General features: G+C 72.6%; 15 protein-coding genes and 1 pseudogene. 10 read left to right on the top strand and 6 right to left on the bottom strand.

The window, feature by feature from the left end; genetic code table 11:
* Positions 1 to 8 precede the first annotated feature (8 nt).
* The 3 genes and pseudogenes from ACF061_RS29825 to ACF061_RS29815 form a co-directional block, all read left to right on the top strand.
* Positions 9 to 1076 (top strand): annotated as a pseudogene (locus tag ACF061_RS29825) (type III polyketide synthase); the annotation flags it as partial.
* Positions 1073 to 2287, top strand: coding sequence for a cytochrome P450 (locus ACF061_RS29820; RefSeq protein WP_392270102.1), 1215 nt, complete (start codon positions 1073 to 1075; stop codon positions 2285 to 2287). The pseudogene ACF061_RS29825 and the gene ACF061_RS29820, both read left to right, overlap by 4 nt.
* Before the next feature lie 11 nt (positions 2288 to 2298).
* On the top strand, positions 2299 to 2877 hold the full coding sequence (locus ACF061_RS29815; RefSeq protein WP_392270101.1) for a cupin domain-containing protein: 579 nt from the start codon (positions 2299 to 2301) through the stop codon (positions 2875 to 2877).
* 179 nt (positions 2878 to 3056) lie between these two features.
* Here the strand turns inward: ACF061_RS29815 and ACF061_RS29810 are convergent, their stop codons facing one another.
* Positions 3057 to 4283 carry an acyl-CoA dehydrogenase family protein gene (locus tag ACF061_RS29810; RefSeq protein ID WP_392270100.1) on the bottom strand — a complete coding sequence of 409 codons (1227 nt, stop codon included), beginning with the start codon at positions 4281 to 4283 and terminating at the stop codon, positions 3057 to 3059.
* Positions 4284 to 4452: 169 nt separating this feature from the next.
* Here ACF061_RS29810 and ACF061_RS29805 point away from each other — a divergent pair, with 169 nt between their 5' ends.
* Positions 4453 to 5097 carry a TetR family transcriptional regulator gene (locus ACF061_RS29805; RefSeq protein WP_392270099.1) on the top strand — a complete coding sequence of 215 codons (645 nt, stop codon included), beginning with the start codon at positions 4453 to 4455 and terminating at the stop codon, positions 5095 to 5097.
* Positions 5098 to 5324: 227 nt separating this feature from the next.
* Here the strand turns inward: ACF061_RS29805 and def are convergent, their stop codons facing one another.
* The gene (gene def, locus ACF061_RS29800) at positions 5325 to 5885 is read right to left on the bottom strand and encodes a peptide deformylase (protein ID WP_392270098.1); all 561 of its coding nucleotides are present in this window, start codon (positions 5883 to 5885) and stop codon (positions 5325 to 5327) included.
* 158 nt (positions 5886 to 6043) lie between these two features.
* On the opposite strand from def, the gene ACF061_RS29795 reads away from it, so the two are divergent.
* The 5 genes from ACF061_RS29795 (at position 6044) to ACF061_RS29775 (ending at position 10668) form a co-directional block, all read left to right on the top strand.
* Positions 6044 to 7282, top strand: coding sequence for a MurT ligase domain-containing protein (locus ACF061_RS29795; RefSeq protein ID WP_392270097.1), 1239 nt, complete (start codon positions 6044 to 6046; stop codon positions 7280 to 7282).
* A gap of 20 nt (positions 7283 to 7302) precedes the next feature.
* Positions 7303 to 8031, top strand: coding sequence for a type 1 glutamine amidotransferase (locus ACF061_RS29790; RefSeq protein ID WP_392270096.1), 729 nt, complete (start codon positions 7303 to 7305; stop codon positions 8029 to 8031).
* 248 nt (positions 8032 to 8279) lie between these two features.
* Entirely contained in the window at positions 8280 to 9305 is a 1026-nt protein-coding gene (locus ACF061_RS29785; RefSeq protein ID WP_392270095.1) for a 6-phosphofructokinase, read from the top strand.
* Between the two features lie 149 nt (positions 9306 to 9454).
* Positions 9455 to 10405 carry a cytochrome c oxidase assembly protein gene (locus ACF061_RS29780; protein WP_392270094.1) on the top strand — a complete coding sequence of 317 codons (951 nt, stop codon included), beginning with the start codon at positions 9455 to 9457 and terminating at the stop codon, positions 10403 to 10405.
* A gap of 92 nt (positions 10406 to 10497) precedes the next feature.
* Positions 10498 to 10668, top strand: a complete 171-nt coding sequence (locus tag ACF061_RS29775) for a hypothetical protein (protein WP_392270093.1) — start codon at positions 10498 to 10500, stop codon at positions 10666 to 10668.
* Between the two features lie 3 nt (positions 10669 to 10671).
* Here the strand turns inward: ACF061_RS29775 and ACF061_RS29770 are convergent, their stop codons facing one another.
* The 4 genes from ACF061_RS29770 to ACF061_RS29755 are packed head-to-tail and all read right to left on the bottom strand — an operon-like array spanning position 10672 to position 14754.
* Positions 10672 to 11886 (bottom strand): sensor histidine kinase, encoded by a 1215-nt coding sequence (locus tag ACF061_RS29770; protein ID WP_392270092.1) that lies wholly within the window; start codon positions 11884 to 11886, stop codon positions 10672 to 10674.
* A complete protein-coding gene (locus ACF061_RS29765) occupies positions 11883 to 13613 on the bottom strand; it encodes a cation acetate symporter (RefSeq protein ID WP_392270091.1) in 1731 nt (576 codons plus the stop codon). The genes ACF061_RS29770 and ACF061_RS29765 overlap by 4 nt, the downstream gene beginning before the upstream one ends.
* A gap of 12 nt (positions 13614 to 13625) precedes the next feature.
* Positions 13626 to 13985, bottom strand: coding sequence for a hypothetical protein (locus ACF061_RS29760; protein WP_392270090.1), 360 nt, complete (start codon positions 13983 to 13985; stop codon positions 13626 to 13628).
* Positions 13986 to 13998: 13 nt separating this feature from the next.
* Positions 13999 to 14754 (bottom strand): LytR/AlgR family response regulator transcription factor, encoded by a 756-nt coding sequence (locus tag ACF061_RS29755; RefSeq protein ID WP_392270089.1) that lies wholly within the window; start codon positions 14752 to 14754, stop codon positions 13999 to 14001.
* 77 nt (positions 14755 to 14831) lie between these two features.
* Between ACF061_RS29755 and ACF061_RS29750 the strand changes: the two genes are divergently transcribed.
* Complete coding sequence (locus tag ACF061_RS29750; RefSeq protein WP_392270088.1) at positions 14832 to 15317, top strand: Lrp/AsnC family transcriptional regulator; 486 nt, start codon at positions 14832 to 14834, stop codon at positions 15315 to 15317.
* Positions 15318 to 15372 lie beyond the last annotated feature (55 nt).

The raw sequence follows: 15372 nt of genomic DNA, 5'->3' as shown, positions 1-15372 counted from the left end.
GAAAGCAGGCACGGCTCATGGCGACCTTGTGCAGACCATCGGTGTCCGTTCCGGAGCATGTGATCACGATGGAGGAAACGCTCGAGCTCGCGCGTTCCCGTCACGCGGACCACCCGCAACTCCCGCTGGCCCTCCGGCTGATCGAGAACACCGGCGTGCGGACCCGGCACATCGTGCAGCCCATCGAGGAGACCCTGAAGCACCCGGGCTTCGAGGAGCGCAACAAACTCTACGAGCAGGAGGCGAAGGCCCGGGTACCGGCGGTCATCCAGCAGGCGCTCGACGCCGCGGAACTCCTGACCACCGATATCGACGTCATCATCTACGTCTCGTGCACGGGCTTCATGATGCCCTCGCTGACGGCGTGGCTGATCAACGAGATGGCGTTCGACTCGACCACCCGCCAGATACCCATAGCCCAGCTCGGCTGTGCGGCGGGCGGGGCGGCGATCAACCGGGCCCACGACTTCTGCACGGCGTACCCGGACGCCAACGCGCTCATCGTGGCCTGCGAGTTCTGCTCGCTGTGCTACCAGCCCACGGACCTCGGCGTCGGCTCGCTGCTGTCCAACGGGCTGTTCGGCGACGGCATCGCCGCCGCCGTGGTCCGCGGCACCGGCGGCACCGGCGTCAGCCTGGAGCGCAACGGCTCGTACCTCATCCCGAAGACCGAGGACTGGATCGCGTACGACGTCCGGGAGACCGGTTTCCACTTCCTGCTGGACAAGCGGGTGCCCACCACGATGGAGCCGCTCGCCCCGGCCCTTCAGGACCTGGCCGGCATGCACGACTGGGACGCGTCCGAGATGGACTTCTACGTCATCCACGCGGGCGGCCCGCGGATCCTCGACGACCTCAGCAAGTTCCTGGAGGTCGATCCGCACGCGTTCCGGTTCAGCCGGGCCACGCTCACCGAGTACGGCAACATCGCCAGCGCCGTCGTCCTGGACGCGCTGCGCCGGCTGTTCGACGAGGGGGCTCCCGGGGACGGGGCGCGCGGGCTGCTCGCCGGGTTCGGTCCCGGCATCACCGCGGAGATGTCCCTGGGCAGCTGGCGGAACGGGGGCCGGACATGATCGACGAGACGCTTGCCGGCCCCGTCGCCGGGCCCCTCCCCCCGGTGCGGCACTGGCCGGCCCACGACCTGGCCGGCGTCGAGTTCGACCCGGTGCTGAGCGAGCTGATGGAGGAGGGCCCGGTCACCCGCGTCGAGCTGCCCGACGGCGACGGCTGGGCGTGGCTGGTGACCCGTATGGACGACGTGCGGGCGGTCGCCGACGACCCCCGGTTCGGCCGCGCGGCGGTCATGGACCGGCCGGTCACGCACTTCGTCCCGAAGCGGGGCGCGGTCGGCTTCCTGGACCCGCCCGACCACACCCGGCTGCGCCGCTGCGTCGCTCCCGCGTTCACCGCGCGGGGGGTCGAGCGGGTGCGGGAGAACTCCCGGCGGGTGCTGGACGAGCTGGTCGGCGACCTCGTCGCCGCCGGTCCGCCGGCCGACCTCACCAGTGCGGTGCTCAGTCCGTTCCCCATCGCGGTGATCTGCGAGCTGATGGGGGTCCCGCCCGCCGACCGGCACGGCGTGCGCACATGGACCCAGCTGATCCTGTCCTCCTCGCACGGCGCCGACGTCAGCGAGCAGGCCGAGGAGGAGATGGGGACGTACTTCGCGGAACTCGTCGACGCGCGTGTGGACAGCACCGGCGAGGACGTGGCCTCGCTGCTCGGCGCCGCCGTGGGGCGCCGGGAGATCACGCTGGAGGAGGCCGTGGGCCTCGCGATGCTCCTCCAGATCGGCGGCGAGGCGGTCACCAACACCAGCGGGCAGATGTTCTACATCCTGCTGACCCGCCCCGAGCTGGCCCGCCGGCTGCGCGCCGATCCGTCGATCCGCCCGCAGGCCGTCGACGAACTGCTGCGCTACATCCCGCACCGCAACGCGGTAGGGCTGTCCCGGGTCGCGCTGGAGGACGTGGAGATCAAGGGGGTGCGGATCCGGGCGGGCGACGCGGTCCACGTGTCGTACCTGGCCGCCAACCGCGACCCGGAGGTCTTCCCGGACCCGGAGGTGATCGACTTCTCGCGCGCACCGAACCCGCACGTGGCGTTCGGCTTCGGCCCGCACCACTGTCCCGGCGGCCGGCTGGCCCGGATGGAGTCGGAGCTGCTGGTCGATGCCCTCCTCGACCGGCTGCCGGGGCTGCGGCTCGCGGTGCCGCCGGGTCAGGTGCCCTTCAGACGGGGCGCGTTGATCCGGGGGCCCGAGGCCCTGCCCGTGACGTGGTGAGCGAGCGGCCGATGACGACGATCCCACCGGTCGGCGCCGGCGCGAAGAACGCGGCCGGGGGCCGCTCGCCCACCTCGTCCGACGGGCTGCTCGTGCCCCCGGGCCACGGCCGGGTGGTGGAGACGCCCGCGCAGCGCGTGACGTTCAAGGTGACCGGTTCGCACTCGCGTACGGCCTCCACCTTCGAGGTGGAGGTCCCGCCGGGCTTCGACGTCGGCGCCCATGTGCACACCCGCAGCGAGGAGTTGTTCTACGTGCTCGAGGGCGAGCTGGACGTGCTCGCCTTCGAGCCGCGGGTCCGGACCCCCGACCACTGGCAGCGGTGGGAGTCCGGTTCCGGCAGGCGGGTGGTGCGGGCCACCCCGGGCACGGTCATCGTCGTGCCCCCGGGCTGTCCGCACGCGTTCGCCAACCCCACGGACACCCCGGCCAAGATGTTCTTCCAGGCCTCTCCGCCCCCGGACCACGAGCGGTACTTCGAGGAACTGCTGGAGATCCTGGGCAACGGGGGCCCGCCGGACCTGGAGGCGATCGAAGCCCTGCGCAAGCGCTACGACATCGAGCAGCTGACACCGCTCAGGCACCGCTGAGCCGTGGACGCCAGGCGCCCCGCCCGCGCACGACGGGCGGGGCGCACGGTGCCGTGCGCGCCACGGCGGTGCGGGCGGGTCCGCCGCGGCGACGAAAGCCGCCACGGCGCCGCCGGGCCCGGCCGGCTCTGCGCCGCCCGCTCGGACGGGACGCGGTCCGCGCTCCCCGGCGCCGTCCGCTAGCGGATCGGCATCCCGGAGATCGTGCGGGAGATCACCAGCCGCTGGATCTCGCTGGTGCCCTCGAAGATCGTGTAGATGGCCGCGTCACGGTGCATCCGCTCCACCGGGTACTCCCGGGTGTAGCCGTTGCCGCCCAGGATCTGGATCGCCTGGGCGGTGACCTTCTTCGCGGTCTCGCTGGCGAACAGCTTGGACATCGAGCCCTCGGCGGCGGTGAACGGCTTGCCGTTGATCGCCATCCAGGACGCGCGCCACACCAGCAGACGGGCGGCGTCGACGGAGGTGGCCATGTCGGCGAGCTGGAAGGCGACGCCCTGGTTGTCGATGATCGGCCGGCCGAACTGCTCACGGGTCTTCGCGTAGTCGAGGGCGACCTCGTACGCGGCCCGGGCGGTGCCCACCGCCATCGCGCCGACGGCCGGGCGGGAGGCCTCGAACGTGGCCATCGCGGCGTTCTTCACCCTCTCCCCGCCCGTCCTGGCCTTCTCCCGGGCCCGGGCGAGGCGCTCGTCCAGCTTCTCCTTGCCGCCGAGCAGGCAGGAGCCGGGGACCCGGACGTTGTCGAGGATCACCTCGGCGGTGTGCGAGGCGCGAATGCCGTGCTTCTTGAACTTCTGCCCCTGGGAGCAGCCCGGGGTGTTCGGCGGGACGATGAAGGAGGCGTGCCCCTTGGAGCCCAGCTCCGGGTCGACGGAGGCGACGACCACATGGACGTTGGCGATGCCGCCGTTGGTCGCCCAGGTCTTGGTGCCGTTGATCACCCACTCGTCCTTGGCCTCGTCGTACACCGCGCGGGTGCGCATGGAGGCCACGTCGGATCCGGCGTCGGGCTCGGAGGAGCAGAAGGCGGCGACCTTGACGTCGGTGGCGTCGCCGTACATCTGCGGGATCCAGGTGCCGATCTGCTCCTCGGTGCCGTTGGCGAGGACGCCGACCGCGGCCAGGCCGGTGCCGACGATCGACAGGGCGATGCCCGCGTCGCCCCAGAACAGCTCCTCCATGGCCATCGGGATGCCGAGGCCGGTGGGGTCGAAGTACTGCTGGGCGTAGAAGTCCAGGGAGTAGATGCCGACCTTGGCGGCCTCCTGGAGGACCGGCCAGGGAGTCTCCTCACGCTCGTCCCATTCGGCGGCCGCGGGGCGGATCACATCGGCGGCGAAGCCGTGCAGCCAGGCCCGGACCTCCTTCTGTTCGTCGTTGAGCTCCATGGTGAACTCGGCCATGTCCCCTCCAGCGGCGCACACTTGTGTTACTTGCGGTAACCGTACTGTGTTACCGACCAGTAGGAAATGTCAAATCCCCGTGCCTCCTCGGCAGCCCGTTCGATGGCCGAGGCCCGGTCAGTGTTAGTTTGCGCAGGCGTCACCGAATCAGCACGGGTGGGGAGAGCTCATGGACACCACGCAGCGGACCGATCAGCAGCGGTCCGCCGACCGCCGACGGCGCGAGCTGCTGGAGGCCGCCGACCGGGTGGTGCTGCGCGACGGCCCACAGGCCTCGATGAACGCCATCGCCGCCGAGGCCGGCATCACCAAACCGATCCTCTACCGCCACTTCGGCGACAAGGGCGGCCTGTACGCCGCCCTCGCCCAGCGGCACACCGACGCGCTGCTCGACTCCCTGCGGGCGGCGCTGGACGCGCCGGCCGGGCGGCGCGAGCGGGTCGAGTCCACGCTGGACACCTACCTCGCGGCCATCGAGGCCCGGCCGCAGGTGTACCGGTTCCTGATGCACCCGGCGGAGGGCGGCCAGGGCGGTGACCAGGGCTTCGACGTCGGCAAGCACTCCGCGCCGCTGCTGCGCCGCATGGGCGAGGAGCTGGCCCAGGTCATCGAGGAGCGCCTCGACCTCGGTCCGGACAGCCAGCGGCTGGCCCGGGTCTGGGGCCACGGCATCGTCGGCATGATGCACGCGGCCGGTGACTGGTGGCTGGGCGAACGCCCCTGCTCCCGGGCGGAACTGGTGCGCGGCCTCGCCGATCTGCTGTGGGGGCGCCTCGCGGCGGCCGGGGACCGGGTCGGCGGGCCCGGCTTCTAGCGCCGTGACAGACGGCGTCGGCCCCGACGCCACGCCCGGCACGCCTGCCCGGGGCCCTTCGAGCGGGGCAGCGCCCACTCGCCGCACCGGTCCGGAGCCCGAGTACGTCCGGTACGAGGACTTCCGCCCGGCACTCCCCCGCGCCCCGCGGGCAGCGGGACGCCCGGAGCACGCGCCGGAACGCCGCGGGGCCCCCTTCGTGCGACGACGGGATCCGACGACGGAACCTATCTTCCAGGGACCGCTCGGCCCCGCCCCCAGGGCGCCTTCGCCGCCTGCCGGAGCACCTTGCGCCGGCGCCGGCCGGTGAGGCGGTCCACGTACAGGCGGCCGTCCAGGTGGTCGCACTCGTGCTGGAGGCACCTGGCGAAGAACCCGGTCCCCGCCACGGTGACCGGCTCCCCGGTCACCGTGAAGCCCTCGACGACCGCGTGGTCGTGGCGCTCGGTGCCCGCCTCCAGGCCCGGCAGGGACAGACAGCCCTCCGGACCGCGCAGCACCACGCCGTCGGCCGTCACCAGCCGCGGGTTCACCACGTGCCCCAGGTGACGTACGTCCTCGTCGTCGGGACAGTCGTAGACGAACACCCGCAGGTCCTCGCCCACCTGGTTGGCGGCCAGTCCGACGCCACGGGCCGCGTACATCGTCGCGAACAAGTCCTCCACGAGCGCCGCCAGTTCCGGACCGAAGTCGGTGACCTCCCGGCAGGGCGCGTGCAGCGCCGCGTCGCCGAGCAGGGTGAGGGGCCGCACGCGCCCGCGGGCGCCCGGGATCGAGCCGTTTCGCATGGCGGTAAGGGTACGGTCCTGGTGAACGCGCGAAGGGCGCGCGGGCGCCGTGACCGTGCCGGGATTCGGGTGCACGATCGGATCTCGATAGGCTGAGGTCCACACCACGTTGCCGGATGGCTCACGCGCGGCGCGTACGCAAGGAGGATCGAGAACTGATGGCAGGCAACTCGGACCCGCTCACGCCGCGGGCCAAGCTGGCCGTGACCGCGGGCAAGGCGGTCGCGGCTGCATCGCGCGCCGCGGGGCGCGGCAGCGGTTCGGTGATCGGGGGCCGGGTGGCGCTCAAGCTCGACCCCGACCTGCTGGCCCGGCTGGCCCAGAACCTGGACGTCGTCCTGGTGTCGGCGACCAACGGCAAGACCACCACCACCCGGCTCATCGCGGAGGCGCTGCGGGCCGCAGGCCCGGTGGTCTCCAACGCGCTCGGCGCCAACATGCCCGCGGGCATCACCTCGGCGCTGGCGGGCGGGTCGGAGGCCAAGTTCGGCGTCATAGAGGTCGACGAGAAGTACCTCGCGGGCGTGGCCCGGGACACCGACCCCAAGTGCATCGCACTGCTCAACCTCTCCCGCGACCAGCTCGACCGCGCCGCCGAGACCCGGATGCTCGCGGAGAACTGGCGCGAGGGGCTGGCCGGCTCCAAGGCCGTGGTCGTCGCCAACTGCGACGACCCGCTGGTCGTGTGGGCCGCGTCCTCCTCCCCCAACGTGATCTGGGTGGCCGCCGGGCAGATGTGGAAGGACGACGCCTGGTCGTGCCCGTCGTGCGGCGGCGTGATGCAGCGCCCGGGCGACGACTGGTACTGCGGCGAGTGCGGCTTCCGCCGGCCCACGCCGAGCTGGGCGCTCTCGGGCGACCACGTGCTGGACCCGCACGGCTCGGCCTGGCCGATCCACCTCCAGCTGCCGGGCCGCGCCAACAAGGCGAACGCCGCCTCCTCGGCGGCCGTGGCCGCCGTCTTCGGAGTGCCCCCGCAGGTCGCCCTGGAGCGCATGTACCAGGTGCAGGCGGTCGCCGGACGCTACGACGTCGTGCAGTTCCAGGGCCGCGACCTCCGGCTGCTGCTGGCGAAGAACCCGGCCGGCTGGCTGGAGACCTTCTCGCTGATCGACCCGCCGCCGACCCCGGTGATCCTGTCGGTGAACGCGCGCGGCGCCGACGGCACGGACACCTCCTGGCTGTGGGACGTCGACTACACCCGCCTCACCGGCCACCCCCTCTTCGTGATCGGCGACCGGAAGCTGGACCTCGCGGTGCGTCTGGAGGTGGCCAACCAGCACTTCCAGGTCTGCGAGAACCTCGACCAGGCGGTGCAGCAGGCGCCGCCCGGCCGGATCGAGGTCATCGCCAACTACACCGCGTTCCAGGACCTGCGCCGCCGCGTCGGCAACTGACCACGGAGGACGACCACTTCATGAGCGACAACCAACTGCGGCTGGTGTGGATCTACCCGGACCTGCTGAGCACCTACGGCGACCAGGGCAACGCGCTCGTCGTGGAGCGCCGGGCCCGGCAGCGCGGCCTGGACGTGGCCCGGCTCGACGTGCGCAGCGACCAGCCGATCCCGACCTCCGGCGACATCTACCTGATCGGCGGCGGCGAGGACCGGCCGCAGCGGCTGGCGGCGGAGCGGCTGCGCCGGGACGGGCACCTCTACCAGGCGGTGCAGAACGGCGCCATCGTCTTCTCCGTCTGCGCCGGCTACCAGATCCTCGGCCACGAGTTCGTCAACGACCTCGGTCAGCGTGAGCCGGGCCTGGGCCTGCTCGACGTGGTGTCGGTGCGCGGCGAGGGCGAGCGGTGCGTCGGCGACGTGCTGGGCGACATCGACCCACGGCTCGGCCTGCCCCCGCTGACCGGGTTCGAGAACCACCAGGGCGTCACCCACCTCGGCCCCACCGCCCGCCCGCTCGCCCAGGTGCGGATCGGCAAGGGCAACGGCACGGGCGACGGCACAGAGGGCGCGTACAACGACACCGTCTTCGGCACGTACATGCACGGGCCCGTGCTGGCCCGCAACCCGCAGATCGCGGACCTGCTGCTGAAGCTGGCGCTCGACGTCAACGCGCTGCCGCCGATCGACGACCACTGGTACGAGGCCCTGCGCGACGAGCGCATCTCGGCCGCGCAGCAGCCCGCGTAGGCATCGCGGAACGGTGGCCCGCGCCGCGGGGACGGTACAGCCGTCCCCGCGGCGCGCGAGCGTGTGTACACCGGCCCGTCAGCACGGCGCAACCAGCCCGTCTGTCGGGCCGTCCGCACAGGTGAGCGGCCCCGTCCAGCAGGCGGACGCACGCTTCGGCGGGCCCCCCTGCTGCCGCTAGGGTGGCGGGGATCGAGCCGGACAGCGCGGTCCGGTCCCGTGCCCACGTGGAGAAGGTTGTTCGGGCTATGCGCATTGGTGTCCTCACGTCCGGCGGCGACTGCCCCGGCCTGAACGCCGTCATCCGGTCCGTCGTCCACCGTGCCGTCGTCGACCACGGCGACGAGGTCATCGGCTTCCGGGACGGCTGGAAGGGCCTCCTGGAGTGCGACTACCTCAAGCTCGACCTCGACGCGGTCAGCGGCATCCTGGCCAGCGGCGGCACCATCCTCGGCTCCTCCCGGGTCCGTCCCGAGCACCTGCGGGACGGTGTGGAGCGGGCCAGGGGGCACGTGCGGGAGCTCGGTCTGGACGCGATCATCCCGATCGGCGGCGAGGGCACGCTCAAGGCGGCGCGGCTGCTGTCGGACAACGGACTGCCCATCGTCGGTGTGCCGAAGACCATCGACAACGACATCGCCGTGACCGATGTCACCTTCGGCTTCGACACCGCCGTGACCGTCGCCACCGAGGCCCTGGACCGCCTGAAGACCACCGCGGAGTCGCACCAGCGCGTGCTGATCGTGGAGGTCATGGGCCGCCACACCGGCTGGATCGCGTTGCAGTCCGGCATGGCCGCCGGCGCCCACGCCGTCGTCGTCCCCGAACGGCCCTTCGACATCGAGCAGCTGGCGAAGAAGGTCGGCGCGCGCTTCGAGGCCGGCAAGCGGTTCGCGATCGTCGTCGCCGCGGAGGGCGCCAAGCCGCTGCCGGGCACCATGGACTTCGACGAGGGCGGCAAGGACGTCTACGGCCACGAGCGGTTCGCCGGCATCGCCCGGCAGCTCTCCCTGGAGCTGGAGCAGCGCCTGGGCAAGGAGGCCCGGCCGGTCATCCTCGGTCACGTCCAGCGCGGCGGCACCCCCACCGCGTACGACAGGGTGCTGGCGACCCGGTTCGGCTGGCACGCCGTGGAGGCGGTGCACCGCGGGGAGTTCGGCCGGATGACCGCGCTGCGCGGCACCGACATCGTGACGGTGTCGCTGGCCGAGGCCGTGGAGACCCTCAAGACGGTGCCCTCGGAACGGTACGCCGAGGCGGAGTGCGTGTTGTAGAACACGTCCCGGCACGAGCCGCCCCCGGTCGCGGACGCGACCGGGGGCGGCTCTACTCTGGGTGCGGACAGACAGCTGGGACATACGGCTGCGGACACGCACAGCTGTGGTCGGACAGCGCACAACCCCCACGAACCAGGAGCCGGCGGATGGATCACAGCGGGCACGGCATGACCATGGATCTGCCGCCGTTCACGCTGGGACGCGGCCTCGAGTGGTCCACGGACCCGTTCTTCCTCGTCGCCTGCCTGCTGGGCCTCGGGCTCTACGGCTGGGGCGTGGTGCGGCTGCGGCGGCGCGGCGACGCCTGGCCGGTGGGCCGCACCGTCGCGTACGTCGTCGGCGTTCTGACCGTACTGCTGATGATGTGCACCAAGCTGAACGACTACGGCATGGTCATGTTCAGCGTGCACATGGTGCAGCACATGGTCATCAGCATGCTGTCGCCGATCCTGGTCCTGCTCGGCGCCCCGATCACCCTGGCGCTGCGCGCGCTGCCGGTGGCGGGCCGGGGCCGCAAGGGGCCGCGCGAGCTGCTGCTGGCCCTGCTGCACAGCCGCTACGTCCGGGTCATCACGCATGCGGCGTTCACCATCCCGCTGTTCATCGCCAGCCTGTACGCGCTGTACTTCACCCCGCTCTTCGACTTCCTGATGGGGTCGAGGGCGGGACACATCGCGATGATGGTGCACTTCCTCGCGGTGGGCCTGGCGTTCTTCTGGCCGATCATGGGCGTCGACCCGGGGCCGCACCGGCCGGGCTACCTGATGCGGATGCTGGAGCTGTTCGCGGGCATGCCGTTCCACGCCTTCTTCGGCATCGCGCTGATGATGGGGTCCACGCCCATGGTGGAGACCTTCCAGCACCCGCCCGCCTCCCTCGGCATCGACGCCCTGTCCGACCAGAGCGCGGCGGGCGGCATCGCCTGGGCGTTCAGCGAGGTCCCGTCCGTCCTGGTGCTGCTCGCCCTGCTGTTCCAGTGGTACCGCTCGGAGCAGCGGCAGGCCAAGCGCAAGGACCGGGCCGCGGACCGGGACGGGGACAAGGAGCTCGCGGCCTACAACGCCTATCTGGCCTCGCTCAACGCCCGCGGCAACTGACCGCCGCCGCGGTCCTTTTCCCGCACCGCCGCCGCCCGGACCGGGAAACGGGGGCACCATGGAGGGGAAACGGACCTGAGGAGGGTGTCGCGATGCCCGGTTCGACGGATGGTGCCACGAGAGCGATGGGGGTGCTGACCGTCGGCGCCCTGGTGATGGTGTCGGCCTACTCGGTCGCGCTCGGCGCCAACGGATGGCTGTGGTTCGGCTGGGTGACGCTGGGGCTGATCACCGTGGGCATGGTGGTCACCCGCGGCGGTTGAGGCTCAGTCCCCCGGCAGGGGGCGAAGCCGCCCCGAGGAGTGCACGCCCGGCTGGTACTTGGGCAGCCGGGCGGTGATCCGCATGCCCGCGCCCAGGGCGGTCTCGATGACGAGGCCGTGGTCGTCGCCGTAGACCTGGCGGAGCCGGTCGTCGACGTTGGACAGCCCGATGCCGCCGGAGGGGCTGCCCTCGCCCGCCAGGATGCGGCGCAGCAGGCCCGGGTCCATGCCGGCGCCGTCGTCCTCGATGACGACCAGCGCCTCGGCTCCCGCGTCCTGCGCGGTGATCCGGATGCGGCAGGTGCCGGCCTTGCCCTCCAGTCCGTGCTTGACGGCGTTCTCCACCAGCGGTTGCAGGCACAGGAAGGGCAGGGCGACCGGCAGGACCTCGGGGGCGATCTGCAGCGTCACGGCGAGGCGGTCGCCGAAGCGGGCCCGCACCAGCGACAGGTAGTGCTCGATGGCGTGGAGTTCGTCGGCCAGCGTGGTGAAGTCGCCGTGCCGGCGGAACGAGTAGCGGGTGAAGTCGGCGAACTCCAGCAGCAGCTCGCGGGCGCGCTCGGGGTCGGTGCGGACGAACGAGGCGATCACCGCCAGCGAGTTGAAGACGAAGTGCGGGGAGATCTGGGCGCGCAGGGCCTTGATCTCGGCCTCGATGAGCCGGGTGCGGGACCGGTCGAGGTCGGCGAGTTCGAGCTGGACCGAGACGAACCGGGCGACCTCGGCCGCGGCGCGGACCAGGACGGCGGACTCGCGGGGTGCGCAGGCGACGAGGGCGCCGTGCACGCTGTCGTCGACGGTGAGCGGGGCGACGACGGCCCAGCGCACCGGGCAGTCCGGGATCTCGCAGGTCAGCCGGAACGCCTCGCCGCGGCCGGTCTCCAGGGGCCCGGCGAGGCGTTCCATGATCTCGTCGCGGTGGTGGGCGCCGACGCCGTCCCAGGCCAGGACCCGCTGGTCGTCGGTGAGGCAGAGCGCGTCGGTGCCGAGCAGGGAGCGCAGCCGGCGGGCCGACTTGCGGGCGGTCTCCTCGGTCAGCCCGGCCCGCAGCGGCGGCGCGGCCAGCGAGGCGGTGTGCAGGGTCCGGAAGGTGGCGTGCTCGACGGGGGTGCCGAGGCCGCCGAGGCTGGGCGTGCGGGCGGTGCGCCGGCCGAGCCAGAACCCGGCGGCCAGCAGCGGCAGGACGGCCACGCACAGCCCGGCGAGGAAGCCGCTCACGCCTTCACCTCCGCCCGCAGTTGCTCGGGCAGGTGAAACCGGGCCAGGACGGCCGCCGTCCCGGCCGGCACCCGGCCGGGTGTGGCCAGGGACACCAGCACCATGGTGAGGAAGCCCAGCGGCACCGACCACAGGGCGGGCCAGGCGAGCAGCGCGTGCGGCGGGCCGGTCTCGGCGAGGCCGGCCATGGTCACGGCGACGGCGACGAGCGCCGCGCCGCCGCCCACCAGCATTCCGGCGGCGGCGCCGGGCGGGGTGAGCCGCCGCCACCAGATGCCGAGGACGAGCAGCGGGCAGAAGGAGGAGGCGGACACGGCGAAGGCGAGTCCGACCGCGTCGGCGACCGGAAGGGAGCCGACCAGGACGCTGGCGGCCAGTGGCACGGCCATGGCGAGTACCGTGCCCAGCCGGAAGTTCCGTACCCCGCGTGCGGGCAGCGCACCGCGTGCGGGCAGCACGTCCTGGGTGAGCACCCCGGCCACCGCCATGGTCAGCCCGGAGGCGGTCGACAGGAACGCGGCGAACGCGCCGCCGGCGACCAGCGCCCCCAGCAGGTCGCCGGCCGGGCCGCCGATCAGGCGGTCGGGCAGCAGCAGGACGGCGGCGTCCGCGTTGCCGGTGAGGGTCAGCTCCGGGGCGTAGAGCCGGCCGAGGGCGCCGTAGACCGGCGGCAGCAGGTAGAAGGCGCCGATGAGGCCGAGCACCGCGACCGTCGTGCGGCGCGCGGCGACGCCGTGCGGGCTGGTGTAGAAGCGGACGACGACGTGCGGCAGCCCCATGGTGCCCAGGAAGGTGGCGAGGATGAGCCCGTACGTGGCGTACAGCGGGCGCTTCTCCGGGCCCGCGGCGAGCGAGGTGGACATGCCTCCGGTGCTGCCGCGGTCGGTCCCGGGCACGGCGGCGCCCGGGGCGAAGGTGAGACGGGTGCCGCGTTCGACGTGGTGGGGTCCGGCGGTCAGGGTCACCGGCCGGCCGTGGTGGGCGCGGCCGTCGACGGTGCCGCTGACGGTGACGGTGAGCGGGCTGTCCAGCAGCAGGTCGAGAGTGGCGTCGACGCGGACGGTGCGCTGCTCGCGGAAGGCGGCCGGTTCGTCGAAGGCGTGACGGGGGGCGCCGTCGCCCTGCCAGGCGAGGACGAGGAAGAGGACGGGGACCAGCAGGGCGGTCAGTTTCAGCCAGTACTGGAAGGCCTGTACGAAGGTGATGCTGCGCATGCCGCCCGCGGCGACCGTGGCCACGACGACGACGGCGACGATGACGCCGCCGAGCGCGGCGGGGGCCCCGGTGAGCACGGCCAGGGTCAGCCCCGCGCCCTGGAGCTGCGGCAGCAGGTAGAGCCAGCCGACCCCGACGACGAAGGCGCCCGCGAGCCGCCGCACGCCCTGGGAGGCGAGCCGGGCCTCGGCGAAGTCGGGCAGGGTGTAGGCGCCGGAGCGGCGCAGCGGGGCGGCGACGAACAGCAGCAGGACCAGATGGCCGGCCGTGTAGCCGACCGGGTACCACAGCATGTCCGGGCCCTGGAGGAGGACCAGGCCGGCGATGCCCAGGAACGAGGCGGCGGAGAGGTACTCGCCGCTGATGGCGGCCGCGTTCAGGCGTGGGCCGACGGTGCGCGAGGCGACGTAGAAGTCCGATGTCGTACGGGATATGCGCAGGCCGAACGCGCCGACGAGGACGGTGGCGACGACGACGAGGGCGACGGCGGGGACGGTGTAGGCGGAATTCACGGGCCCTCGGCCTCAGCGGTCCTCGACGAGCCGGACGAAGTCGCGTTCGTTGCGCTCGGCGCGGCGCACGTACCAGCGGGCGAGCAGCACGAGGGGTGCGTAGAGGCAGAAGCCGAGGACCGCCCACTTCAGGCGGCGGGCCTCGGGGGCGGCGGCGAACACCAGCGGCAGCGGGCCGACGAGCAGCACGAGCGCCGCGAACGCCATGAGCGCGGCGCGCAGTTGGCTGCGCATCAGGGAGCGGACGTAGGTGTGGCCGAGGGTGGTCTGCTCGTCGATCTCGGTGCGCGGGCGGTAGTGGCCCGGGGCACGGCGGGTGCGGCGCGGCGGACCGGTGACGACGACCCGGCGTTCGGTGGCGTCCTGCGGCATGGCGTACGTCCCCCTAGCGCGCGGTCCGGCGCATCAGCAGCTCCCGCAGCTCGCGCGCGTGGCGGCGGCTGACCTGGAGTTCCTCGGCGCCGATCAGGACGCTCACCGAACCGGCGTCCAGGCGCAGTTCGCCGATGTGGCGCAGCGCGACCAGGTGCCGGCGGTGGATGCGGACGAAGCCGCGGGCGCGCCAGCGTTCCTCCAGCGTGGACAGCGGGATGCGGACGAGGTGGCTGCCCTTGCCGGTGTGCAGGCGGGCGTAGTCTCCCTGGGCCTCGACATGGGTGATGTCGTCGACGGCGACGAAGCGCGTCACTTTGCCGAGTTCGACGGGCAGGTGGTCCGGGTCGGGTTCGCTGACGGGGATCCGGGGGGTGGTGTCGCTCAGTTGGGCGGCGCGGCGGACCGCTTCGGCCAAACGTTCCTTGCGGACGGGTTTGAGCACGTAGTCGACGGCCTTGAGGTCGAAGGCCTGTACGGCGAAGTCCTCGTGGGCGGTGACGAACACGATCAGCGGCGGCCGGGCGAACCCGGTGAGCAGCCGGGCGAGGTCCAGGCCGTCCAGGCCGGGCATGTGGATGTCGAGGAAGACCACGTCGACGGCGTCGGGTCCGTCCGGGCCGGACGCCAGCGCCCGGTTGATGCGGCGCAGCGCCTCGGTGGCGTCGCCGGCCCCTTCCGCGCCGGCGATGCGCGGGTCGGCGTTCAGCAGGTAGAGCAGTTCCTCGAGCGAGGGGCGTTCGTCGTCGACGGCGAGGGCGCGCAGCATGAACGTGGAGTGTAGGGGCGAAAGCCGTGCCTGGACATGTCCCGGGCGGGGACGCCGTCGCTGGATACAGTGCCGGCATGAACAGCAGGCCCACGCCGTTCGACGACCTCGACCGGAAGATCCTCACCGCCCTGATGGCGAACGCCCGCACCAGCTTCGCCGAGATCGGCGCGGCCGTCGGGCTGTCGGCGACGGCCGTCAAGCGGCGGGTGGACCGGCTGCGTGAGACGGGTGTGATCACCGGGTTCACGGCCACGGTGAAGCCGTCGGCGCTGGGCTGGCGCACGGAGGCGTACGTCGAGGTGTACTGCGAGGGGGCGGCGCCGCCCCGGCGGCTGGCGGAGGTGGTGCGCAACCATCCGGAGATCACGGCGGCGATGACCGTGACCGGCGGCGCGGACGCGCTGCTGCACGTGCGGGCTCGGGACGTGGAGCACTTCGAGGAGGTGCTGGAGCGGATCCGCACGGAGCCGTTCATCCGGAAGACGATCAGCGTGATGGTGCTCTCCCACCTGCTGCCGGAGAGCCCGGAGGCGGGGGCCAGTCATGCCGCCCCCGAGTGACGCAGTACTCGTGCGCGACGGCTCGTGAAGACGCAGCGTTCCTGCTCGGACACGC

This window comes from Streptomyces sp. NPDC015220 (assembly GCF_043079345.1).
GTDB lineage: Bacteria > Actinomycetota > Actinomycetes > Streptomycetales > Streptomycetaceae > Streptomyces.
This window is presented reverse-complemented; position numbering and strand designations above follow the sequence as displayed.